20 protein-coding genes and 2 pseudogenes are annotated in these 22,580 nt (G+C 49.5%); 13 read left to right on the top strand and 9 right to left on the bottom strand.

Annotated features, from left to right (window positions below; genetic code table 11):
* Nucleotides 1-17 precede the first annotated feature (17 nt).
* The 3 genes from D7S44_RS21435 to D7S44_RS21425 all read left to right on the top strand — a co-directional run bounded on the left by D7S44_RS21435 (nt 18) and on the right by D7S44_RS21425 (nt 2,720).
* Nucleotides 18-926: an alpha/beta hydrolase gene (locus D7S44_RS21435; RefSeq protein WP_205685249.1), complete on the top strand. Its 909-nt coding sequence runs from the start codon at nt 18-20 to the stop codon at nt 924-926.
* A 61-nt stretch (nt 927-987) separates the two neighbouring features.
* The gene (locus tag D7S44_RS21430; protein WP_120458245.1) at nt 988-1,743 is read left to right on the top strand and encodes an SDR family NAD(P)-dependent oxidoreductase; all 756 of its coding nucleotides are present in this window, start codon (nt 988-990) and stop codon (nt 1,741-1,743) included.
* 38 nt (nt 1,744-1,781) lie between these two features.
* Nucleotides 1,782-2,720 (top strand): alpha/beta hydrolase, encoded by a 939-nt coding sequence (locus D7S44_RS21425; RefSeq protein WP_120458244.1) that lies wholly within the window; start codon nt 1,782-1,784, stop codon nt 2,718-2,720.
* Here the strand turns inward: D7S44_RS21425 and D7S44_RS24155 are convergent.
* From D7S44_RS24155 to D7S44_RS21410, 3 genes and pseudogenes are all read right to left on the bottom strand, one after another.
* Nucleotides 2,709-3,150: pseudogene (locus D7S44_RS24155) on the bottom strand (replication protein P). The gene D7S44_RS21425 and the pseudogene D7S44_RS24155 sit on opposite strands and share 12 nt — an antisense overlap.
* Nucleotides 3,151-3,172: 22 nt before the next feature.
* Nucleotides 3,173-3,568, bottom strand: coding sequence for a DUF4440 domain-containing protein (locus tag D7S44_RS21415; protein WP_120458242.1), 396 nt, complete (start codon nt 3,566-3,568; stop codon nt 3,173-3,175).
* Nucleotides 3,565-4,944 carry an MFS transporter gene (locus D7S44_RS21410; protein WP_120458241.1) on the bottom strand — a complete coding sequence of 460 codons (1,380 nt, stop codon included), beginning with the start codon at nt 4,942-4,944 and terminating at the stop codon, nt 3,565-3,567. The genes D7S44_RS21415 and D7S44_RS21410 overlap by 4 nt, the downstream gene beginning before the upstream one ends.
* Before the next feature lie 124 nt (nt 4,945-5,068).
* On the opposite strand from D7S44_RS21410, the gene D7S44_RS21405 reads away from it, so the two are divergent.
* Nucleotides 5,069-5,980: a LysR family transcriptional regulator gene (locus D7S44_RS21405; RefSeq protein ID WP_120458240.1), complete on the top strand. Its 912-nt coding sequence runs from the start codon at nt 5,069-5,071 to the stop codon at nt 5,978-5,980.
* A 297-nt stretch (nt 5,981-6,277) separates the two neighbouring features.
* On the opposite strand, the gene D7S44_RS21400 is transcribed toward D7S44_RS21405, so the two are convergent.
* Nucleotides 6,278-6,823, bottom strand: coding sequence for a cysteine hydrolase family protein (locus D7S44_RS21400; RefSeq protein WP_120458239.1), 546 nt, complete (start codon nt 6,821-6,823; stop codon nt 6,278-6,280).
* A gap of 483 nt (nt 6,824-7,306) precedes the next feature.
* The gene (locus D7S44_RS21395) at nt 7,307-8,209 is read right to left on the bottom strand and encodes a pyridoxal-phosphate dependent enzyme (RefSeq protein WP_120458238.1); all 903 of its coding nucleotides are present in this window, start codon (nt 8,207-8,209) and stop codon (nt 7,307-7,309) included.
* Nucleotides 8,210-8,418: 209 nt separating this feature from the next.
* Here D7S44_RS21395 and D7S44_RS21390 point away from each other — a divergent pair, with 209 nt between their 5' ends.
* The 5 genes from D7S44_RS21390 to D7S44_RS21370 all read left to right on the top strand — a co-directional run bounded on the left by D7S44_RS21390 (nt 8,419) and on the right by D7S44_RS21370 (nt 14,490).
* Entirely contained in the window at nt 8,419-9,336 is a 918-nt protein-coding gene (locus tag D7S44_RS21390) for a bifunctional helix-turn-helix transcriptional regulator/GNAT family N-acetyltransferase (protein ID WP_120458237.1), read from the top strand.
* A 447-nt stretch (nt 9,337-9,783) separates the two neighbouring features.
* Nucleotides 9,784-10,422, top strand: coding sequence for a glutathione S-transferase family protein (locus D7S44_RS21385; protein WP_120458236.1), 639 nt, complete (start codon nt 9,784-9,786; stop codon nt 10,420-10,422).
* Nucleotides 10,423-10,498: 76 nt separating this feature from the next.
* Nucleotides 10,499-11,065 carry an NADPH-dependent FMN reductase gene (locus tag D7S44_RS21380; RefSeq protein ID WP_120458235.1) on the top strand — a complete coding sequence of 189 codons (567 nt, stop codon included), beginning with the start codon at nt 10,499-10,501 and terminating at the stop codon, nt 11,063-11,065.
* Between the two features lie 547 nt (nt 11,066-11,612).
* Entirely contained in the window at nt 11,613-13,271 is a 1,659-nt protein-coding gene (locus tag D7S44_RS21375; RefSeq protein ID WP_120458234.1) for a methyl-accepting chemotaxis protein, read from the top strand.
* Nucleotides 13,272-13,923: 652 nt separating this feature from the next.
* Entirely contained in the window at nt 13,924-14,490 is a 567-nt protein-coding gene (locus D7S44_RS21370; protein ID WP_120458233.1) for a cytochrome b/b6 domain-containing protein, read from the top strand.
* 1,426 nt (nt 14,491-15,916) lie between these two features.
* Here the strand turns inward: D7S44_RS21370 and D7S44_RS21365 are convergent.
* Together D7S44_RS21365 and D7S44_RS21360 are read right to left on the bottom strand one after the other, a co-directional pair.
* Nucleotides 15,917-16,604: pseudogene (locus D7S44_RS21365) on the bottom strand (dihydrodipicolinate synthase family protein); the annotation flags it as partial.
* 154 nt (nt 16,605-16,758) lie between these two features.
* Nucleotides 16,759-17,355: a helix-turn-helix domain-containing protein gene (locus D7S44_RS21360; RefSeq protein ID WP_120458232.1), complete on the bottom strand. Its 597-nt coding sequence runs from the start codon at nt 17,353-17,355 to the stop codon at nt 16,759-16,761.
* 43 nt (nt 17,356-17,398) lie between these two features.
* On the opposite strand from D7S44_RS21360, the gene D7S44_RS21355 reads away from it, so the two are divergent.
* Nucleotides 17,399-18,103 carry a B3/B4 domain-containing protein gene (locus D7S44_RS21355; RefSeq protein ID WP_120458231.1) on the top strand — a complete coding sequence of 235 codons (705 nt, stop codon included), beginning with the start codon at nt 17,399-17,401 and terminating at the stop codon, nt 18,101-18,103.
* Between the two features lie 332 nt (nt 18,104-18,435).
* The gene (locus tag D7S44_RS21350; RefSeq protein ID WP_120458283.1) at nt 18,436-18,945 is read left to right on the top strand and encodes a GNAT family N-acetyltransferase; all 510 of its coding nucleotides are present in this window, start codon (nt 18,436-18,438) and stop codon (nt 18,943-18,945) included.
* A 252-nt stretch (nt 18,946-19,197) separates the two neighbouring features.
* On the opposite strand, the gene D7S44_RS23395 is transcribed toward D7S44_RS21350, so the two are convergent.
* Nucleotides 19,198-19,428 (bottom strand): hypothetical protein, encoded by a 231-nt coding sequence (locus D7S44_RS23395; protein ID WP_147402124.1) that lies wholly within the window; start codon nt 19,426-19,428, stop codon nt 19,198-19,200.
* On the bottom strand, nt 19,412-19,981 hold the full coding sequence (locus D7S44_RS21345) for a hypothetical protein (RefSeq protein WP_120458230.1): 570 nt from the start codon (nt 19,979-19,981) through the stop codon (nt 19,412-19,414). The genes D7S44_RS23395 and D7S44_RS21345 overlap by 17 nt, the downstream gene beginning before the upstream one ends.
* Nucleotides 19,982-20,510: 529 nt before the next feature.
* Between D7S44_RS21345 and D7S44_RS21340 the strand changes: the two genes are divergently transcribed.
* Both D7S44_RS21340 and D7S44_RS21335 read left to right on the top strand, forming a co-directional pair.
* Complete coding sequence (locus D7S44_RS21340; RefSeq protein ID WP_120458229.1) at nt 20,511-21,362, top strand: LysR family transcriptional regulator; 852 nt, start codon at nt 20,511-20,513, stop codon at nt 21,360-21,362.
* A 156-nt stretch (nt 21,363-21,518) separates the two neighbouring features.
* A complete protein-coding gene (locus tag D7S44_RS21335) occupies nt 21,519-22,262 on the top strand; it encodes an SDR family oxidoreductase (RefSeq protein WP_120458228.1) in 744 nt (247 codons plus the stop codon).
* Nucleotides 22,263-22,580 lie beyond the last annotated feature (318 nt).

Raw genomic sequence — 22,580 nt, 5'->3', positions numbered from 1 at the left:
AGCCCCGGGAGAAATAAATGATGAAATCCATTCGCTTTACCAACGCAGAAGTCAATATGGCGGGAAATTTGTTTCTCCCTGAGAATTTCAATGAAGCAGAGCGCTACCCCGCCATTGTAGTTGTCCATCCAAGTGGCGGCGTTAAAGAACAAACTTCAGGCCTCTACGCTGCAAAGCTGGCAAGTCATGGCTTTATTACCCTGGCCTACGATGCTTCGAATCAGGGAGAAAGCAGCGGAGAACCCCGCCAGCTCGAAAATCCTTACAACCGGGTAGAGGATATTATTACAGCTATTGATTATCTGGTCGCGCAGAACTGCGTTGATGAACAGCGAATTGGCGTTCTGGGTATCTGTGCGGGAGGTGGCTACGCCATACACGCCACCATGATGGATCGCAGAATTAAAGCGCTCGGTACCGTAAGTGCGGTCAATTATGGTGATATGTATCGTCTTGGCTGGGAAGGCGATCTTAAGCCTTCATCGTCTTTTGAACTCCTCGGGATGGCTGCAGAGCAACGCACTGCTGAGGCTAAAGGTGCGGCCACTGGTTATCTGCCAACAACGCCGAACTCCATGGAAGAGGCGCCAAACAGGGATTTTGCCGAGGCTTATGAGTATTACCGGACACCCCGGGCGATGCACCGTAATGCCCCCAGTAAATTCACTACCCGCAGCCTGGCGCAGCTTATTACCTACGATGCATTCAATCATGCTGATATTTTTCTGACTCAGCCCATGCTGGTCATTGCGGGTAGCGAGGCGGGGACGCGCTGGATGACGGAAGCAATTTATCAGCGTGCCGCCAGTCAGAAAAAGACAATTCATATTGTTAATAATGCCACCCATATCGACATGTATGACAAGCCTGATTATGTGGCGGAAGCGACAGAAATGTTTGCACCTTTCTTTTCAGAAAATCTGTAATTACGTCCATTGCCTGCGGGATTTCGCCTGTACAGGCAGACACAGACCAGAGGTCATTATCATGAAATATACTCTTATCACCGGAGCCAGCTCAGGGATCGGTAAAGCGCTTAGCTATCAATTCGCATCCCGCGGCCATAACCTGATTATTACTGCCCGCCGTCAGGACGAGTTGCACAGACTAAAAGAAGACATTGAAGGCAAATATGCGGTGCAGGTTATCGCAAACCCCTGCGATTTGTCGCAGGAAGGCCAGGCGGAAAAACTGTATCGCCAGCTCGATGATTACGATCTCTCTGTCTTGATCAATAATGCCGGTTTTGGTGATTTTTCCATGCCCTGGGATATGGATTTATCCAAAGCAACCCGGATGCTGGATTTGAATATTAAGGCTCTGACTTCGCTCTCGCTGCTGTACACCAGGGACTATGCCGAGCGGGAGGCAACGCTAATCAACGTAGCTTCTGTCGGCGGTTATTCCGTGTTTGATATTGCCGTCACCTATTGTGCCACCAAGTTCTTTGTCGCTGCGTTTACTGAGGGGCTTGCTCAGAATCTGCAGGATCAAGGAAAAAAGATGCGGGCCAAAGTAATAGCCCCGGGTCCAACGCAGAGTGAATTTGTCGTCCGCTCATCCGACAATAGCGGGATCAATGGAGATGGTCTGTTCGCAGAGGATTCATTTATTACCGCGGAAACTCTGGCAGATTACACATGGCAACTCTATGACAGCGACAGTATCGTGGGCATCGTCAGTGCTGATCGCCGCCTGATGCTTAAGCCGCCTGTCTATCCTTATATCCGAGTCCCGCACTGATGCGCCGGGGATTTTAATAAGTTTGAGGAGTGCATGCTATGTCTCATGAACAATCCGTGACCTTCACGAATAACACCTGGCAGGTTGCTGCCACAATCCGTTTTCCTGACGGATTCGATGCAAACCAAAAATACCCGGCCATTGTCTGCGCTCATCCTATTAGCAGCTGTAAAGAACAGACAGCAGGCTCAGTCTACGGTCAGAAACTGACTGAAGCGGGTTTCATTACACTGGCATTCGATGCATCCACGCAGGGGGAAAGTGGCGGTGAGCCTCGCTTTAGCGAAGATCCTTCCACCCGCGTGGAAGATTTCCGGTGCGCAATAGACCACCTTATGACCTTATCTTATGTGGATGAGGAGCGCATTGGTGTACTGGGGGTCTGCGGCGGAGGTGGTTATGCCGTCAGCGCCGCAACGACCGATCACCGCTTCCGGGCGGTTGCAACTGTGGTTGCTGCCAACTACGGACGCATCATGCGTGAGGGCGATTCGGGGCCGGATGCCGCTCTCAGGATGATAGAAGCACTTGGCAGGCAACGTACTGCTGAGGTCCGTGGAGCTGCTCCGCTCGTGGTGGGCTACATCCCGGCCAACGCTGAGGAACTGGCCAAATCGGGCATTGCGGATATCGATATTATAGAGGCGGTAGATTATTACACCACTTCCCGGGGACAACACCCTGGTTCCCCCAACAAGCTGCGCTTTACCAGCACCGCTGCCACACTGAACTGGGATGCTTTTGCCTTTACGGAGAAATTACTGATACAACCTCTGCATATTGTTATCGGCAACGTTCCAGGAGGTTTTGGTTCCTATCGCGACGGATATGAACTGTATCAGAGAGCCCGATCCACCGAGAAAACGCTTCAGGTAGTGAAAGGCGCTTCACACTATGATCTGTACGATCGTCCCGAAGCGACGTCCGAAGCACTGGAACAACTTATTCCTTTTTTTAATAAGTATTTAGGAACGTAAGTGGCCTAACCGCTTTATATCCTGCCTTCCTGCCCTGCACACCGGGTTATGTAACTCATGACCCGGTTTTAAACGTTTGCATTCTCCTGTAATCCGAGGGACCTTATACAAACACTGACTATGCAAAACGGTTCTGAGCAATTCGCTTTCACTCAGATTCTTCACTTTCATCTGACTGTAAAGACCGGTAACCAGCCAGTATTCAGCATGACTTTTCCAGGGATAGCTTTCCGGGCTTTCATACAAACCTCGGCGCACAGTAAGCCATCGCAATGTCATAAAGCTCGTCTTCCTCCGGCAAGCCGACAGCAACTGTAATCATCTCGCTTGCAACACTGAACGGCCAGAAGTGTGAGCAGCTGGCGCGCGCATACTTCACTCCAGCCGATAGTTGCTGCTTTTTTGTGATCCTGTATCCAGACTGCAGCATTATTAACATGGAATATCACCGATTAGGTATGCAACAGAAAGGTTTCATGCAGGTGACGCCAGATAACATGGTCATCATCACTCAGTTCAAACACGACAGTTGAAAATCGTAACGTAGCATCCTGTCCGGCAAGCTGCTGTTCCTCTTTATAAACTACAGTCGCCCCGCTCGTATCTTCAACAATAACCTGCATATCATGGATTTTAATATTCAGCCCCTGACGTGCGCCACGCTGACTGAGGAAAAAAGATTTCAGGCCGTTAAAATCCAGTACCATCCCCCCGGGCGTCACCATGGTGTATAACGGACTAAAATGTGATAATAAGTTTACGCAGATGTCATCATCAGCTTCAGTATTGCCCAGCCAGCTGCTTATCAATTCGTGTGCATCTAATACTTCCTTAAAATAACGATTCATTTTTGCTCCTGATTAAGTGCGGTGATAACCTTCTGATTAGCGATTCGTAGACAACAAAGGACAGGAATAACAGCACTACATGCTGATATCACAAAGCAAAGATGGTAAGCCTTTTCTGCAGGAGTGTTTGTATCAGCAATCAGGTTAAAAAGCAGGCTGACCAGCGTAACACCTAAAGAGAAACTAAGCTGACGATTGATATTCCATAATGCACTGGCATCAGCAAGCTCGCTGTCTGCAATCTGAATGAAGGCAGAACTTTGAGCTGTACTGCTACACAAACTGCCGCCAAATCCCATCAATGTGAACGCAAATATACAAATATATTCATTCGCACCATGACCCGTAAGGGCCAGTAATACAATTCCGAAAGCATGAACCAGACAACCTGTGATAAACAGAGGACGAGGTCCCCAGCAGTTAAACCGCTTCCCGGTCAGGCTGATCGCTGCAAAGGAGGCAAGAGACCAGGGCAGCATCATTGCGCCTGCCAAACTTGCATGCATACCAAGCTGGTTCTGCAGATAGAGCATGGTCAGCATACTCACCCCGGTAAATACACCCGGCACGAACTGATATATCAGCATTGCAGCCTGTAACAGTGGGTTCTTAACAAGCCGCAGGTTTAATAATGGTTTATTTTTATTCAGGCTACTCCATACATAGCCTCCCAGACAAAGGAACCCGAGCAATATTACCAGTGCACCCTGTTCAAAGTGATTAGAATCTCCCAGGTAAGTCAGGCCCAGAAGAATCAGGGTTAATGCTGAACAGCCTGTAATCAGCCCTGCCAGGTCTAAACGTTCTTTAGAATCGAGCTGTTTGTCGGCTTTAAGCCAGCATCCGGCCAGCACTAAGGCGAGAATGGCCAGCGGCAGGCTTGCCAGAAACACCCAGCGCCAGCTGATATGCTGAACGAGCAGTCCGCCCACTGCCGGTGACAAGGCAGGTGCCAGGAGAGCAACGAGCATCACGACTGAAGACAATTTTGCGCGTTCATGGCTCCTGTAAAGTGCATATGTCATTGTCTGACCAACCGGGATCAATAATCCACCGCCTATACCTTGCAACAAGCGCAATGCAATAAGTTGCATAACAGAAGATGACATCCCGACACCGCAGGTACCCGCAATAAAGATAAACAGAGAGATCATAAAAAGACGTTTTGTGCCAATGCGTCTTGCCAGCCAGCTGCTGAGTGGTATGACCATAGTAAGGCCTAATATATAGCTGTTACTTATCCATGCCAGCTGGTTAACAGACGCCTCAAAACACCGGCCAATTTCAGGATAAGCGACGCTGGCGATAAACATATTCACCAAATCGATAAAAAAACCCAGCAAATACACACTGGCAACGCGTACGCGATAATTCATTTTCTTCTCGAAGGGACTGTACAAGACGCGAATTGTAGTTGCACCGTTAACGGGGATAAATCCCGTCTCGGTTGTTATACTGTCAAATATTTTTTGACAGTATCTGTTCTGGAAGGAGTGATGGATGATTAATATGCAGCGTCTGGAAATTTTTGTTGCTGTGGTTGAGGCAGGAAGTTTTACCGGTGCAGCCCAGACGCTGGGACTGACTAAAGCAGTCGTGAGCTTTAACGTTAAACAGCTGGAAGGAGAGCTATGTGTCTCGTTACTGACCAGAAGCACCAGAAGAGTGGCAACGACAGATACGGGTGAGCGATTTTATCATCACTGCCTGCAGCTTCTTCAGGATGCGGAACGTATACTGGACGACGTTCGCAACGAACATTCGGGTTTGAGTGGCTTACTTCGAATCACTACAACACCGGAATATGGCGCACGCGTTGTCGTGCCGGCACTGGCAGAATTCAGTGCAAAGCACCCGCAACTACGTATTCAACACGTTTCGTCATCGAAGAATGACGATCTTATATCTGGTCGTTTTGACGTAGCTATCAGGCTCGGCCAGCTTGCCGACTCCAGTCACCATGCCAGGCAAATCGACCAGTTTGATATTTTCCCGGTTGCTTCACCTGGCTATATGAATACCCTTGATGGGCAGCCAATCGGGAACCTGGCACAACTTGCTGATGCAAAATGGATTGCGCACAGCCGGTTATCAACACCATTGAGCTGGCAGGTTACAGTTCCAGAAGGAAATACTGTTTTATTTAATGTAAATAATGCTGCCATGATCAAGGCCGACAGTGCGTCCTCATTACTGGCCTTTGTCCTGGCTGGCGCTGGCGTTGCTATCCTGCCAGCCTGGTTAGTAAAGGATGAGCTGGCTAAGGGAGGACTAATCAGGCTGTTACCAGACCATCTTTTTCCTCGTCAGGGGATCTACGCGCTTTATCCTGATACACGCCATCTGCCGGAAAAAGTACGTTCGTTTATTGATTTCTTACATAACAAAGCAGGCAGCTCGGGTAAAAAATAAATTCTTACCTGCAGGAAGGGAATTAATGCGTACTTGCGTTCCTCGCTCACTGCAGCCTGAATACGATATGTTGCTTTGTCGCTCTCACCCACTCCAGAACCCCTCCGGAACCGCATAGCCTGTATGGGTATCGCATAAACGCCACGTCTTGGCGCTCTGCTCCACTTACACTTATGCCCCTAAGCCAGTTTCAGTTCTCCCTCCCGCTTCTTTCTGGAAAAAGTGCGATCATCTGCAGTGTGCTAAAAGTGGATTTCAGGCATTTGAGCCGCCCTGTGAACGGCCCTTATTTCATACTCATTTCTCAGAATGGAAGTTCCAGTCAGCCGCGGTCACGAGCGTCACAAACGGGCCAGCCAGCGTGACGTTGTGATGGCCGATGATTTCATTTGCTGCCAGGTGCCTGGTATCCATTGTTGTGTGCGCATCTGAAACCAGCACGGTTCTGAATCCCAAATCAACAGCTGCGCGGCATGTGGTATCCACACAAAATTCTGTTTTCATCCCGGCAATAACCAGCTGTTTAACGCCTCGCCGGAGAAGCTGAAGCTGCAGGCTGGTATCCCGGAAACAGCTGGGATACTTTTTGATAAACACGACATCATGCTCAGGGTTCACGCTTATTTCGGGGATCAGTTGTGTTAACGGACTTTGCTCTGATAAAGGGGAATCATCAGGTCCGGTGTGGCGGGCAAAAAAGATGGACACCTCGGCCTGCCTCGCTTTTGCGATTAGCAAACAGATGTTTGACAGAACTGAGTGTGCTGAATGCGGAGAAGCCGGACCATGGAAAAGTCCCTGCTGCATATCGATAATTAAAAGCGCGTTCTCAGATGAAATCATTATTTTCTCCATTCAGAAGGTTATGAACGGAGAGATGTCATTCCCCGTCCGGTCTGGCGGGGAATCAGAATCTGTTTTGTCAGAAGCCAGTCACAGATACACCAACGCCGCCGGAAATTCCGGTGGTGGTGACGGTGGTCACTCCCTGAACTGATTTAATCATTTTCTGACTTTCTCTTATGAGTTGAGTATCGGGAACTGAAGACACACAGAGTGATAAAAAGCGTTCTTTTGTTTTAGCACCGAGATATACCAGTTTCAATAAATTTATTGTCTGAATGATGTACGGCTATCCCTTCCACATACTGATCGCACAAAGAACGGCTATCCGGCTTCTGCTCCTCGCTCACAGCGGACCTTGACCCACGCGCCAGTCTGCTTTGTGCCACAGCGGGCATAACTCACTTTAAAACAGGTTAATTAACCGGGCAGTTCGCCCATCCTTTTGCTCATGAAATTTGGCAGGATAAATGCGATCTTCTGTCAGCCCGCGATCCCTTCCAGCGTGACAGAGGCCCCGCCGCATATGATGACCAGTACATTATCGGCCGGTTTGAACCGGACTTTTTTGTCGTACAAAAGTGAGAGTGACACACCGCATGCAGGCTCAGTGAGCACCCGATGGTCATCGAGAAAGCGCCGGCAGGCATTCAGCGCTTCCTGGTCAGAAACCAGCATACTTCTGACGTCCATACGGCTGGCCACATTAAAAGCATTCTCGCATACCTGACTGGCGGCCAGCGTCGTGGCTATGCCGCTGACCTTATCCAGACGTACCAGCTTACCGGCATTAAGCGAGGCGTTAAGGGAAGCCGTTCCGTGAGTTTCAACAGCATAAACCGGAATATGGCCGAGCTGATGTTTTTCCAGCCCCTGCGCGATGCCGGATAACATGCTGCCACCACCAACTGACAGGATAACCGCATCCGGGCGCAGTCCCTCGCTGATGACTTCATCCACCATCGTGCTAATGCCTTCCCACAGTAATGGATTATCAAAGGGATGTACGTAGACGACTTCATCCGTCACAAGAGAAAGAGCATAATCATTGGCTTCACTCCATACCTTCCCATGTACAACAAGCCCTGCACCTTCCATTTCGATGAGTTGTCTGGCACGCGCCGGAGTGGTTTCAGGGACAACAACCGTCACCGGCAAACCCAGCCTGCGACCGCTGTGCGCCACCGCGATACCAGCATTTCCGCCCGATGAGCTTACAAAGCCTTTAACCCCTCGGCTGGCATAGTGATTGCAGGTATGTCCTGCGCTTCTGAGCTTGAATGAACCCGTAGGCTGCGAAGACTCCATTTTTAACCAGATATTGCATCCGCTTTGCTGGCTTAAAGGAAGAGAATGGATAAGGGGCGTCCGGATACTTATGTCCATTTTAAAATCCCTGATAGTTTTTTCGGGGTGTTAATTGCAAGCTGAACTTAAAGCTATAACAGCTTCATTCTGGCTCTGTTAGTTTCCATTAACGACAATAAAAAAATCATTACCTGGCATGCAGTTGGTCAGTCATGATACACAATGTAGTTAACACCGTTAACTACATTGTGTATCATCCCTGTGAAATTTTTAATCAGGCCGGATAAATGAACAGAAATGAAATACGCCAGTTTCGCGCAGCCATGCGCGACATGGTAAGGGAACTGGGCATGCTCGGTCGTAAGGCCAGCGGAACTGAGTTATCCCCTCTTCAGAGCCACATCATGATTGAGCTGAACAGCAAGCCTTCAGGCGCAACAGAACTGGCAACAAAACTCTGTGTGGAAAAGCCAAGCATGAGCCGAACGCTTCGCACTTTGACTGAGATGGGGTATCTGACAAGAGAGCATGATAATCAGGATGGCAGAGCGTCAACTTTCCGGTTAAACGCGTCAGGAAAGCAACGACTAATGTCTCTCGAGGAAAATGCCGACAGATTTACTGAAGAAGCGCTCGCCTCCTCTTCTGAAGACGAGATAAAGGCGTTTTTTGACACCATCACCCGCTTTGCCGGAAGCTTACACAATGCACGCCGGCAGCGTGAAGCGGGAATAATTTTCCGGCCGATCGAGGCCAGAGATAATGCAGCTGTTGCTGAAATCATTCGCAACAGCTTCAGGGATAATAAAATCGACCACCTTGAGGGAGTCAGCCTGCATGACCCGGAGCTTGAACGTTTAAGCGAGGTTTACAACCAACCCGGAACGGGGTACTGGGTCGTTGAAGCCAGGGGGATAATTGTTGGCGGAGCTGGTCTCGCCCCGCTTCCGGGTAAAACAGGGATCTGCGAAATGCAGAAACTTTATTTCAGCCGCGACGTTAAAGGCATGGGGCTTGGAAGGCGTATGATTGCATTCATTCTTGCTCAGGCTACTGCTATGAAATACCAGGCCTGTTATCTCGAAACCCTCGATGAGTTAAAGGATGCGGTCCGCCTGTACGAAGCCTTTGGGTTTCGTTACGCTGAGAAAATGGGCGAGACAGGGCACGACGGCTGCGGCATATGTATGCTCAAAAAGCTGTAATTTACTGGTCAAGGAGAAGCACGAAGAATCAAAGAGAAACCCTTTTGTGTTTTCTCAAATGGCAATTTATATCACTGAATTAAATGGTTCTTTGAAAACTATACCGGTTGACCTCATCCCTGTGAAGTAACGCACCAGACCTGCTGATTGCTTACTACTGCCGGATGATTTCCCTTCTGGCAGCTCTGAGCCAGAAGCGGACTTTGAAGGATGTATGGCACTGTTACGAGTGAAACAGATGACGCGCGGGAAGCGTCTCAAGTAGTGTAACTGATGATAATGGATACGAATTTGGAGCAGTCATGGGCAGCCTGCAGGAAGATCGCATACTTATCTGGCATTATCCCGTTCTGCTCAAATGAAAGAGATATGCATCAGGATGACCCAGATGTTCTGTGGGACGCATTCCCTTAATGTTTTCTGAGTCGTTAAAGACAGGAGCAATCAGTGCTGACAGTATGGGGAAGGAAAACATCATCGAACGTACAGGCTCTCATGTGGTGTATAGGTGAAATGGGACTGCCTTATCAACGTCACGATGTTGGTCATAAATATGGGGGTACAGACTCTGACGAGTTTTACGCCCTTAACCCTAATCGTACCGTACCGGTATTGCAGGATGACGCCAATACACCACTGTGGGAAACAGGCGCGATATTACGTTATCTCGCTAATCGGTATGGAAGTGAAAGCTTCTGGCCTGCTGATCTGTTAGCTAAAACCGAAGTTGATCGATGGGCGGAGTGGTCAAAGCTCAATATTGCCCAGACATTTACTGCGCCAGTCTTCTGGCGAGTCGTCCGCACCCCTGAAAACAAGCGGGATGCTGAGGCTATCAATGCAGCTGTAGAGTATTTTGAAACAAAGCTTCTGATTGCAGAAAAGCGCCTTTCAGAACATCCCTTTTTAGTCGGAGAAGCCTTTACACTGGCAGACATTCAGTTCGGTCACGTATTGTACCGTTATTATGATATCAATATTGACCGGAGCCCCCTTCCCAATGTGCGGGCATATTATATGCGCCTGACTTCCCGTCAGGCTTTCCGTGAACATGTCATGGTTTCTTATGATGAGCTCAGGGCTTAGTCTCTGAAAGAGATTGACAATACCTGGTCATCAAACTGGGCAGGTCAGGCAGTATGAATATTCAGGACGTACTTGAATGAGAAATGGAAAACATGTACTGGGCGTATCAGGCAGTCTTCGTGCTGCTTCGTTGAATACCGTATTTTTATGGGCTATGTCTTTACTTTGTCCTGTGGGCATCACATTTGAAATATATGACTCCCTGGACAAAATCCCCCTTTTTAATGTTGATGATGAATCTAAACCAAAGCCTGCTGTTGACCACTGGAGAAACGCACTTTCCAGGGCAGACCTGGTCTTATTAGCCAGCCCGGAATATGCACATGGCGTCACCGGCGTCATAAAAAATGCGCTTGACTGGATTGTAAGCAGCGGAGAATTGCTGGATAAACCGCTGTCATTGCCCAACCTGTCTGTCCGGGCCCGTCTGGCGCACTCCCAGCTCTCAGAAACATTAAGCGTTATGGGCGCAGTGCTGACCGAAAAATGCTGCCCCAGAGCAACGCTTGATGCGCCTTACATACTCCCTGATGCGGCAGAATTTGCACTGATTGAAAATGCACAAATATGCTCACGGCTTAATGGGTTATGGAGAAACATTGAACATAGCCTGACAATCATGCCTTACAGCCGCCATGAGTAGAATGTCTGCTGTTCGTTCATAGCGGACTGTGAATCAGTGCCAGGTTGCCTGATGCCAGAAACTGAATTAGCCAATCACACGTTAACTAATGTGTGATGGAATTATACTTCAATGGCGTATTAGCTATTGATACCTCTTCAAACTGCCCGCTATCCACCTTTGCGTATAGCCATGCACAATGGCATCAGCTGGGGTTTATGATGCAGGCCGGGCAAAGTGCCGGAACCACCTTTCTTACTGAAGAGCCTGCTGCGCATTTAAACGCTTTGAGACTCAGATCCTGATGCGACTGCAATCTGTGGATTCTGTCCCCCGAATTCAGCCGCGCACAGACCGCCAGTGCACTCCACTATGTAAGATATCCGACAGGCTTAATCCACCCGGCGTGCCTGAATGCTCTTCCAGAGGTTGTGCCCTTATCACCGGCAGTTCGTTTGTTTAGGTTTCATTGTCTGAATTTCTGTTTTTTTTGGCCGATACCTGCTCCGAAGTGTGTTTTTTAACCCGCTCTCTGCATTGCAGATATCATCTATGGCAGGAAATTTTTATGACTATCACACAACGTTTGATCCTTACTTTCTCACTACTCTCAGCTGCACTTATTTCCATGGTTTTCGTGGCCATTATAGTATGCAGTGGTTTCCAGTCCCGCTTCCAGTACGTTCACGAGAACACCATTCCTTCACTCGTTGACATCAGCAAAATGATAGACAGCAGTAACTCACTCATTACCTGGCTTTATCGTTATCAAAGCGACACAGACAAGAGCCGTCAGGCTGCAGTCGAAAAAAACATTGACCGCGTAATCAGCCAGATTAAATCGCTGAATCAGTATTATCTTGAGCATGATATATCAAATGACGACGACCGCAGAATGACGGAAGCGTCCTTCGCCACTATCAGGCAAATCGAAGCCACGCTGCCGGCTTTTCTGGAAGGTTCCCGCGCGCAAAATGGTGCCGCGTCCCCCGGCGTGCTTCAGGGGAATAACGGTATTGGGGAAACAGCCCGAAAGCTGATTACTGGCTATGAGAAGCAGTTACAGCTGAATGTCAGTGTTAGCAACGAACTGCGTAAAGAGAACGATCAGAAATACCAGACTACAGTCTGGAGCCTGACGGGAGGTTCGGCACTTGCCATCATTATTCTGTCATTTTTCACGATCAAAACTATTTTTGCTATCCGCCGCCAGCTCAATGGCATGCGTCAGACAATGGAAACAGCCAGCGAGCGGCTTAATTTAACGCTCCGGGCAGATGAGTCACGCCGGGATGAAATTGGCCTGACCGCCAGAGCATTTAACCACCTCATAGAAAATGTTTCAGCTTCTCTGGCAAGAGTCGGATCTTCTGCTCAGTCAGTCAGTACCGCATCTGCACAGATTTCGGCGGGTAATGAAGATTTGTCCTCGCGCACTGAAGAGCAGGCCGCCTCGCTGGAGCAGACGGTGGCGAGTATGTCTGAACTCAGCGAAACGGTTCGTCAGACCGCGGAGAATACACGCCTTGCCAGCCAGTTAGCAAAAAATGCGAATGAAATCTCAGAGGACAGCGCGGAGCGCGTCCGCGCACTGCTGTCAACGATGGATGACATCAAAGGCAGTTCAGCCAAAATCAGAGACATCATTGCGCTTATAGAAGGGATTGCGTTTCAGACCAATATTCTGGCACTTAACGCTGCTGTTGAAGCTGCGCGGGCAGGTGAGCAGGGTCGCGGCTTTGCCGTGGTAGCAGGCGAAGTCAGAAACCTCGCGCAACGGTCGTCGTCCTCTGCCCGCGAAATCAAGGCGCTGATCGAATCTTCCTCTGATTTTGTTGCTGCCGGCGCAGAGCAGGCGGGAGGTGTGGGAGAAAATATGTCGCGCATGAATGATGCTATACGGCAGGTCACTGACCTGGTCGATGAAATTTCTGTGGCAGCCAGAGAACAGTCACAGGGAATTGGTCAGGTACATCAGGCCGTCAATCAGATGGATGATGTGACCCAGCAGAACGCTGCGCTGGTTCAGGAGGCTTCAGCTGCATCACGCTCACTCATGGAGCAGGCTGCATCGCTTAACGAGCTGGTAAATACCTTTACCCTGACTGCGGACGCTGAGAAAACAGCGTTCTCCCCACGCGCGCGCGAAAAAAGTCCGGCGCCGGTAGCGGAGATTGCAGTCTCTTCCATTGCAGCATCGGGTAACGCTAACTGGCAGAGCTTCTGAAGAAGCTGTTCTGATCTTTTTAGCAATACAGGCAACTGAAGGTTACAAGTAAAATAGCAGATACCGGGCGTGGCTGGATTCGGGAGATACGCGCCAGAAGCGGCCAGCCACGATAGCCGGAATTATTGCGCAGCAGCAAGATGACGCGTCGGCTAAAGAGCCCTTATCCAGTCTGTTTCTTCAGGGAAACACCTGGTAAAAGCCAGCATACCGGAGCATCTGAGACAGTCTTAGGTGCTGTCCCTTGATGATCTAATAACGGCCGTATCGTAGATACAGGAAAGGGAGTTAACTTCTGCGATTATTGGGCCCGTAACCGGCTTCGACAGGCGCAGCACGGTTTCAGATGGTATCAACTGTTTTTGACGATTTCCGGCGATTTCATGCCGTTAACGCTGTATTCAGAGGCAGGCTGCACATTGTTCGTCTGACTTTTTCGCATTAAAGACTGGAAGGCTTCTGAGACGAAGTGTCCGCTTTGTGCCAGAAGCGGACGCTGTAGATATTCTGAAACCAAGTGTAAATATATCCCGGAGAGGGATAACGTCTTTCTTAAGCACGACGAAAATTTTCAGAGCAGAATAGAATTAAGGATCAGTTAACCATTTCCTGTCAGATTGCCAGAACCACTACAGGCAAAGGCGGTGAAACGATGGCTGTCAACCTACGCAATGCGCTTTCTCATCAGGGAAATTCAGTCATTCGCACTCTTCATATTATTGTCGCAGTGCTGGTTCTGGCTCAAATTATTAACTCAAACCTGACTGAACGGGAGGCCCTGGGGCAACTCTCTCTTCAGGGGATAGTGACATGGCTGCACGTCATTTCGGGTTTTGGGCTGTTGTTTTGTGGCTTCATCATGCTGTACTGGATGCTGACTCAGCGCGGTTTTCTGTATTATTTCTCGTGGGTGCGACTGGATTTTCGCGGAATAGCAGAAGATTTCAGCATGCTGCGTCAGTTCAGACTACCCGAAGCGCATACCGGAGGAATTGCTGCGATAGTACAGGGGCTCGGCGTCTTGTCGCTGCTCGGCGTTGCAGCGTGCGGTGGGCTCTGGTTCTTTCTGAACATTATATACGGCCCGGATTCAGTCCTGACACACCAGATCTTACATTTGCATAAATTTCTGACTGTCTTTATTGAAACATACTTCTGGGCTCACGGCGCAATGGGCGTTGTTCATTTTTTCCTGACGTTCCGCCCGCAGAGATTATAAAAAGATAATCAATCCAGGTAAGCAAGCTGACGTTTCATTGATTCACGGCGCCGAAAATGCCAGCTGTGAAAGGTTTAGCATGGGTTCGCTTTTCGCTCCGGGCAGGTACGGCCCGTTTATATGTAACCGTAACGACGAGAGCCCGTTTCATGGATTGAGCTAATCTTCTTCCCTGCTGAGCTGAGCCCGGCAGTGCTGGCAGATTATGCGCATTATTCTCTCCCCTGCAGAAAGGCAGCCGGGTCCTCAGTTACCCTCAAGTGATCAGTCATCTCATCTCGTAAGCGCATTTCCTGCAACCATAAAACTCCTGCCAGATCGAACATATCGCGTCATGATATTTGACACCAGCGTCACTGGGAAATGGTGCGCCAGCAATGCGGATTATTCTCATTCATCCTGATGGGCTGGTTTCTTGAACGACACAACACATCAGTTTTGCTACGATGTTTGAGACCTGCACAGAGAGGAATTATCCTTTTCCCTCGCCCCTCCCCCAAGGGGCGACTGTCCATTTAAACCCGCCGCGGCGGGTTCTTTTTAGATTATCAAAAGAAGATTCTGAAAAGTTTCACAGAGTGGGCTGGTTTTCCATTTCGCATTCCGGTTAAAAATACAAACTGTACCGAAATGCCGGAGTCGCCGGGACTGAGTACCAGACGGCCGTGTCAACAGGTTTTCCTGCTGTTACCCTCGCCGCTCCGGTATACACAGAACATCATCGATGTCAGCTCCCCGTAACTGATCAAACGTTACGCTGTATATATTTATCTTGTCGCTGGGGCGTTATCGTCAAAATTTTTCAGCTCACAGCCGAAGAGTACAACACCATAATTCATCGCTGTGGTTTCAGTAAATTTTCATCTCTGTTTGCCCACCCTGTACGGGATTTTTTTATACATAGAAATCCCTGTCATGATTAATCGAGAGCGAAAGAATAACTGTGGTTACTCTCTAAAATGCACGCTGAACAGCTTGCTGATTTGTCATTCTGAATCCTCATACCCTTAGACAGAGGGCATGCTTTTATAATGCAGTTTTTATTAATATTTTCAGCCAATTAATGAATATCACTGTATTTATTAGCTACTTATGCTTGTGCATCCCTGTTCGTTTGTTACCTTATAAAGACCAGCCAATCAGATGACGCTACAGTTCGATAGCTGGATATAACCACCCTATTAGGATATCGCTCTCTACCACATTGCCGGTTGCCATTCCTCGAGCAGCCGGCTTTTTTAAAAGCAGCATCAGGCCGACTTTATTACCCTATAGCTTTAAAGCTGTTCACTGATGTCTGAACGCGGCTTCTTACGGAAGCACTTTCGACAGGGTGATGCTTGTGCAGGGAGAATTTGTCCAGGCATCATTAAAAGCATATCGTAGGCACTTGTCGGTTTCATCAAGGCCATGATTGCCCTGTTGCGTAGTCGCCCGCCGCCGCCGCTTCTGTGATTTTTTGGCCTCAACGGGGAAAAGACCACTAAATACTGAATACCAGACCTCACAGCCAGCTGTCATGCCCGTGGCGGCAAAGCTGCCACCGCTGATGCCGATTGTTACATCTGGAGGCAACATGCCGCGCAGGTTTCTTATCCTGGCAGCTGCAACCTCCTCATCTGAAGAAACGCCCGGAATTTTGACAGAATGAATGCTAGGTAAAGCCGTAATTTTACCGTGCAGCTCATCTGAGAAGTTAAAATGGGTTGTACCCGGATTGTCATAAACGCAAAGGGGCACCGATACGTGACGCGCGACTGTTTCAAACAGTCCATATACCTTGTCATCATGCAGTGCCTGGTAAGAAACCGGTGGCAGCAGCAGCGCGCTGGCACCGAGTGCCTGTGCATCATCGGCCAGCCGCAGCACTTGCTCTGTACTGACCGCACCCACACACACCATCACAGGAATGCTTCCGGCATTATCCACAGCCAGTCTGGCGATCCGCCCGCGTTGTTCACGCGTCATATAAACGTAGCTGCCTGTCGAACCGAGTACGCCAGGGAATCGACCTTCGCATCAGTCAGCCTCCGCAGTATTCTCAGAAAGGCTTTTTCATCAGGAGAGCCAGCTGCAAACGGAGTAAGTGAAAACGCGCTGAGACCTTTAAACATGGCTTATCCTTTTTAGTCCGGCTTAAAGCCGGATCGCTGAATAGCAGACCTGTTACTGTGGGCGTTGTCTGCCGGTCCGGCCTGTTTTTCTCATCGGCCTGCCAGGGGAGTGAACAATTCAAAATCGCATCGGGGAAAGCGACAGGCGCTGATTTCAGCGACCTTTCTCATGCACCGTCATGGTAAACACGGTTACGTCGGTGCCAGTGTTCATATAGGCATGCGGCGCATCGGTTTCTGCAACAGCTGCCCCTCCGGAGCTTATCGTGTATGTGGTATCGCTGACGACAAGCGTCAGCGTCCCGTCGGACACATGGAGAAGTTCACAGGTGCCTTCCGGATGGCCGGGGGACTCAAAAGCTTCCCCGGGATAAAGCACCCACTTCCACAGCTCAATCATGTCCGGCCCGCTTGTGCCCGCAAGCAGACGCGCGTTGCCCCCCTTTTCTCCTTTCCACAGCACGTGAATGTCACCAGCATCGATGAGGTGAACGGCGGGCTTGCCGGCCACGTTAACAAAATCTGCCACGGATACGCCCATGGCAGATGCAAGACGGCAGAGCAGTGCAATGCTGGGGTTGGCCCGACAGGCTTCTATCTCTACCAGCATTCCTTTACTGACGCCTGAACGGCGAGAAAGCTCATCGAGAGACATTTTATGCTGGCGCCGGTAAAGCTTTAGGTGCGCGGAAACGGCCTGGTTTACCCTGCCTGCTTCGGCATCGGTCGTTATATTGACTTTACTGGTCATCGGTCATTATTATGTAATAAATCAGTCATTACAGGATTATCATATGTTAACCGCGTCACCGTCAATCAGTGCCGAAATTTATCGCATTGCACCAGGCTTCCGTGCACTGAGTATCTGCGTAGAATCCGCCCCTGTGGCTGATAAACGGGTCGGTGAAGTCGCGCTGCGTGAAGCTTGCGAGGTTGCTTTAGCCGGGCAGCCGGTCTGGGCAGAGGCGCACCTTAGCGCCTGGGCGGACGTTTTCCGGTCCTTCGGTGCAAAACCTAAACGCACGCCTTGCTCGGCAGAAGCCCTGAGAAAGAGAGCGATAAAGGATGGCATGATGGCCGCTCTCGATCCGGTGGTTGATCTATATAATGCCGTCAGTATCCGGTATGCCGTTCCGGTGGGCGGAGAAAACTTTGCAGCTTACGCCGGAATGCCACGACTGGTTGTGGCTGACGGAACCGAAATATTTGACACAATAAAAGACGGCCAGCCGGGAAGCGAGTCACCAGAGGCGGGAGAAGTTATCTGGCGCGATGATACCGGCGTGACCTGCCGGCGATGGAACTGGCGACAGGGCATCCGGACCCGGCTGAGCGTGTCAGACAGTAATATGTGGTTCATTCTTGAGAGCCTGCCGGAAATGCCACTTGAAGAACTGCATGCGGCTGGCAGGATGCTGACAGAAGGCCTGGAAAAAATCATGCCCGGTGCGCGCTGTAAAACCGTTCTCATCAGTAACGAGTCGTCTGACGCAGAATAACTCTACGCAATATCAGGTCAGACAAACGCTGATGCACATGAAAGACCGAAAAGAACTAAACAAACATTTCCGCAATGCAGGGGCTCCTCCTCCGCGTACCTTCGAGCAGTTCGAACACCCGTGAATCTGAAAGGCCGCCTGCGGGCGGCTTTTTTACCTGAACGTCACGACAAGAGTGGTCAGATCCTGACCCTCTGCTGCTTTTTAAAAGATAAGTCTCTGCCTGGTGCCAGAAGCGGACATGGCTGACATATTTATGCTATTCACTGGGTACGGGTATGGTACAGGCCATAACAGTGTTTAGATTAATGAAAGCAATGGAGAACCGAATTGTGGACATCACTATTAGTGCTGCACAGCCTAATCATTTTTCCTCACTGCGCGCCATTGAGTTAGCAGCTTTCGAAACACTACGGGAAGCAGGTGCTGTGACAGGTCAGGCTGTTGCAAATAGCCTGGAAGAATTTGGTCATTTCAGCCGTAACGGTCTGCTGCTGGCGGCCTTTGCGCCTGGTTGTACGCCCGTAGGATTTGTAGCGGGTAATGTCGAAAATATATGGCTGCACATCGCTGAAATTGATGTACACCCACACTGGCAGCGCCGGGGAATCGGCAGACTGTTAATGCAGGCTCTCCTCTGCTCCGGGCAGCAACGCGGTCTGGCCGGTGCCACACTGACAACAGATAAGATGGCCGCCTTCAATGCCAGATTTTACGCTACGCTGGGTTTTGAGATAGTGGACGGTCGATCTTGCCCGCCGCACCTGATAAGCCAGAAAGCTGAGGAAGTTCAGATGGGCTTCAATCCGGCCCGGCGCGTAGCAATGCGTCTGGATTTTTAACAGCTACGGCATAGTAATAACGATTATGAAGTCCGTTTCTCGCTCCTGACGGACCCTGACCTTTAAGCAAGCCGTCATCCTCAACATACAAAGTCAGTGTTGTAAGCTTCCATCCTCCCCACCTCTGAAATCTTATGGGCGAGGCAAGTATGGATGCGTTAGTCAGCAGAATTTAAAGCACTTTAATTGATTTATTCGGATGCCAGAAAACAACAAGGCCCGATTATCGGGCCTTGTTATTAACTAATTCTATTAAATTTCATGCAGTTCCCGCACGAGATGGCCTTTCAACTTCTTACGTAGTATGGTCGCTGAAGAATGTTTTTTAGTAGCAGTAAGGCTGGCTTTAAGTTCGCACAAATGAGCCTCAGCATCCACAGGGCAATTTTTCATCTCCGTAGAAACTAATGCCTTCAATACTTTCTTCTCATAATGAACAGAGGTAGCAGGCACGGGACGCTCTTGTTTATTGTAAGACGACATAAAAGGCTCTCCCCTCTGTTACTAATTTATACGACTGTAGCTCTTCCGGTATCAATGGTCGCGGAGCTTTTTTTGGCAATCCTGTACGCTGATTATAACGCGGTTCACTTTTTAACCCAAGCATATAGTCATACGTCTCTTCCAGGGTAGTACGGCGACCGATATCAACAACGCCACCGGCGGCGGCCTGGAAAACGAAACCGCCTATATCAAACTCCTCAAAGTGAGCGATCAAGGCTAAAGAGACTGTTTGCAGGACGACAGCCCCTCCTAACCCTTCAAAATGCACGTGACGAAAATCCCCCAGATTGTCTATCCCGTCGAATACATCAAAGTAGACTTCTGCCATTCCGTTCATCGGAAATGCTACGCCCGCAGGCATCTGGTATCCTGATTTTTTAAAGGTAAATTCGTCAACAAGACTGCCTATGATAACCGTATAAATTTCGTTTCCGGCAACAAAAACGTAACTGTAATGAACGCGTTTATCATAGACGAATCTCTTACGTTTCAAAGGATAATCATCGAGATATACTTCTTCGTCTATCAGCACTTGTCACTCCTTTGAGAGGCGCTTAAGTCTTGAGAAAGCATTGTTTAGTACTTAACAAATTTCGTCAAATTCACCTTGTAGCATCACTGGTGTTGAAGAACGTTCGACATCTCTGAGTATCTCAAATTTACGTATTTCTCTCCTGGCGGACCTTGATCATCAAAGCAGTCATATTCCTCGATATGCCGAGTAAATCCGGACAGGTCGCGCTCTACCTGCCCTGAATCCCTCAGGTACCGCATAATCCATGTCAGCCACCAGAGTTAAGTCCCGCTGCCCTGTAGAACGCTTGTTCAGTTTGTTACGTCCCTTCTCTGTGAACCCTGCCAGTTTCAGCGGCCGCTGAGCGTGCATGCCTAAAGGCACTGTGCCAGTCCGCTTTGTGCCAGAAGCGGACACTCTTTAAATCTTAACGAGTTGATAGCAGGAGCAATCTGGTGCACCGTTACAACGTCCTGCATTGCAGCGAAGGCAGACGCAAGTTATTTCTTATTACTTTCTGTTTTATTCACCGGCATTGAGAGGCCTTATGTTTGACTGGGAAGACCTGCGCTATTTCTCAACCTTCGCCCAGACCGGCTCGCTTGCATCTGCAGCAAAAAAACTGGGCGTCGATCATGCAACCGTTGCGCGACGGATAGCTTCTCTTGAAGCGTCAGTTAACCTCAGGCTGGTTGACCGCAGGCCCCGGGCTTATGTCCTGACTGAAGACGGGCGTCAGATAGCTCATTACGGAGAACAAATGAATGCATCTGCTTACTCACTGGAGCGTTACTCCAGTGCTGAACAGAGCGCAGTAGAAGGTGACGTAGTGGTCGCTGCTCCTCCGGCTTTCATTGCTTCTTTTATCGCTCCTTGTATCGGGAGCTTGCGTAAAGATTACCCTTATCTTCGCCTGACCCTTCAGGTAACCAAAGAACGGCTTTCCCTTGCCCGCCGTGAGGCAGACATTACCATCAGTATGGTTCGCCCCGTCGAGTCCGCCGTTCGCACACAGCGCATTGGACAGGTCAGGTTTACGCTTTACGGGAGTGCAGAATATCTCGCCTCTTCAGGCGAGCGGAATGTTATCGCTTACGATGATTCCGTGACAGAGACACCACAACAGGCTTGGCTCAAAGAGCAGTGTACGGAACAGAAAGTCGTATTCTTCAGTAATGATTTACGTATACAGGCTGTTGCGGCTGCGGGCCATGCCGGTATCGCGCTGTTACCTGATTATCTGGCTAAGGAATATAACCTTGTTCCAGCAGAGCCCGACGGTCCGGCTCTCATTCAGGATGTCTGGCTGAGCGTTCATGAAGATGTGCGGTATGCAAGACGCATCAGTACCGTTCTTGAATTCCTTAAAGACTGCATTGAACCAGCTTGTGGCTTGTGAATATCTGCATACTGAGAGGGTGATTATCGGGAATATCACCTAGGGTGGATACTTCCTATACTCGCCGTGACTCTGAGGACGGGCTAACCCCGGATTTATTATCCGGCTTATCCGGGCTCTCCCGTTATTTCCGGCAAACCAGTAAAGGTATCCTCTATGAACAGTAATATGAGTGGAAAAGTCGTTGTTATCACCGGTGCCAGCAGCGGTATTGGTGAGGCAACTGCCCGGCTCTTAAGCGCAGCAGGCGCGCATGTCGTGCTGGGCGCCCGTCGTCTGGAAAAGCTTACTGCACTGGCGGATGAAATTACGCAGGCAGGCGGGAAAGCAGAAGTTGTGCAAATGGACGTTTCGAACCGTCAGGACGTTGAAAATCTGATTGCCGCGGCTGTAAAGGCGTTCGGCAGGATTGATGTGCTGATTAACAATGCCGGTATCATGCCTAACTCACGACTGGATCAGCTGCTGGTCGAGGACTGGGAAAAGGCTATAGATATCAACCTGAAGGGCACACTTTACGGCATTGCCGCAGCCCTTCCCTTCATGAAAAAGCAGAAAAGCGGCCATATTATTAATATTTCGTCTGTCGCCGGCCTTCGTGTTCGTCCGACTACCGCTGTTTATTCTGCAACTAAATTTGCTGTAAGGGCCATATCTGAAGGTTTACGTATCGAGATGACCCCATACAACATTCGCAGCACCATTATTTCACCCGGGCCGGTTGATACGGATTTACCGTCCAGCGTGACAGATGCAGCAGTGGCAGAGCAGGTCAGGAAGATACACGAAACGGCTATTCCGGTAGAAAAACTGGCTGAGGCCATTGCGTTTGCAATCAACCAGCCAGAAGCTGTCGATATCAATGAAATCGTTGTGCGTCCCACTGCAATAGACTTTTAACTATTGACCTGAGACGAACCATGAATGCCAGCAGGGATGCCTGTATTCAGCCGAGGGATATGGTCAGGTCGAAATGAACTGCAGCCCGGCCTGCGTTCTGCAGGTCTGGTCCGGCTAACCGCAACACGCCGGACTCAGGCATCAACTCTATTACGAGCCCGTAGCCGATCTGCGTGGACAGACTGAGTTCTTCCCACATAAACCACACAGTCAAGGTCTGCTTCACGCCCTGAGACATTCGACAAGCTTTTTATGGCTTCAGTAAGGGCGAGTGTCTCGCTTCGAGAGCCAGCAAATATTTCGCTTCGTCATAACAGG

This window comes from Pantoea piersonii, assembly GCF_003612015.1.
GTDB lineage: Bacteria > Pseudomonadota > Gammaproteobacteria > Enterobacterales > Enterobacteriaceae > Pantoea > Pantoea piersonii.
Note: the sequence above shows the minus strand (reverse complement) of the source record. Positions and strands in the feature narration are given on the sequence as shown.

What these genes read in the sequence shown, in the direction of transcription:
- D7S44_RS21435 (WP_205685249.1), top strand. Translation starts at nt 18, where the DNA reads ATGATGAAATCCATTCGCTTTACCAACGCAGAAGTCAATATGGCGGGA.
- D7S44_RS21430 (WP_120458245.1), top strand. Translation starts at nt 988, where the DNA reads ATGAAATATACTCTTATCACCGGAGCCAGCTCAGGGATCGGTAAAGCG.
- D7S44_RS21425 (WP_120458244.1), top strand. Translation starts at nt 1,782, where the DNA reads ATGTCTCATGAACAATCCGTGACCTTCACGAATAACACCTGGCAGGTT.
- D7S44_RS21415 (WP_120458242.1), bottom strand. Translation starts at nt 3,568, where the DNA reads ATGAATCGTTATTTTAAGGAAGTATTAGATGCACACGAATTGATAAGC.
- D7S44_RS21410 (WP_120458241.1), bottom strand. Translation starts at nt 4,944, where the DNA reads ATGAATTATCGCGTACGCGTTGCCAGTGTGTATTTGCTGGGTTTTTTT.
- D7S44_RS21405 (WP_120458240.1), top strand. Translation starts at nt 5,069, where the DNA reads ATGATTAATATGCAGCGTCTGGAAATTTTTGTTGCTGTGGTTGAGGCA.
- D7S44_RS21400 (WP_120458239.1), bottom strand. Translation starts at nt 6,823, where the DNA reads ATGATTTCATCTGAGAACGCGCTTTTAATTATCGATATGCAGCAGGGA.
- D7S44_RS21395 (WP_120458238.1), bottom strand. Translation starts at nt 8,209, where the DNA reads ATGGACATAAGTATCCGGACGCCCCTTATCCATTCTCTTCCTTTAAGC.
- D7S44_RS21390 (WP_120458237.1), top strand. Translation starts at nt 8,419, where the DNA reads ATGAACAGAAATGAAATACGCCAGTTTCGCGCAGCCATGCGCGACATG.
- D7S44_RS21380 (WP_120458235.1), top strand. Translation starts at nt 10,499, where the DNA reads ATGAGAAATGGAAAACATGTACTGGGCGTATCAGGCAGTCTTCGTGCT.
- D7S44_RS21375 (WP_120458234.1), top strand. Translation starts at nt 11,613, where the DNA reads ATGACTATCACACAACGTTTGATCCTTACTTTCTCACTACTCTCAGCT.
- D7S44_RS21370 (WP_120458233.1), top strand. Translation starts at nt 13,924, where the DNA reads ATGGCTGTCAACCTACGCAATGCGCTTTCTCATCAGGGAAATTCAGTC.
- D7S44_RS21360 (WP_120458232.1), bottom strand. Translation starts at nt 17,355, where the DNA reads ATGACCAGTAAAGTCAATATAACGACCGATGCCGAAGCAGGCAGGGTA.
- D7S44_RS21355 (WP_120458231.1), top strand. Translation starts at nt 17,399, where the DNA reads ATGTTAACCGCGTCACCGTCAATCAGTGCCGAAATTTATCGCATTGCA.
- D7S44_RS23395 (WP_147402124.1), bottom strand. Translation starts at nt 19,428, where the DNA reads ATGTCGTCTTACAATAAACAAGAGCGTCCCGTGCCTGCTACCTCTGTT.
- D7S44_RS21340 (WP_120458229.1), top strand. Translation starts at nt 20,511, where the DNA reads ATGTTTGACTGGGAAGACCTGCGCTATTTCTCAACCTTCGCCCAGACC.
- D7S44_RS21335 (WP_120458228.1), top strand. Translation starts at nt 21,519, where the DNA reads ATGAACAGTAATATGAGTGGAAAAGTCGTTGTTATCACCGGTGCCAGC.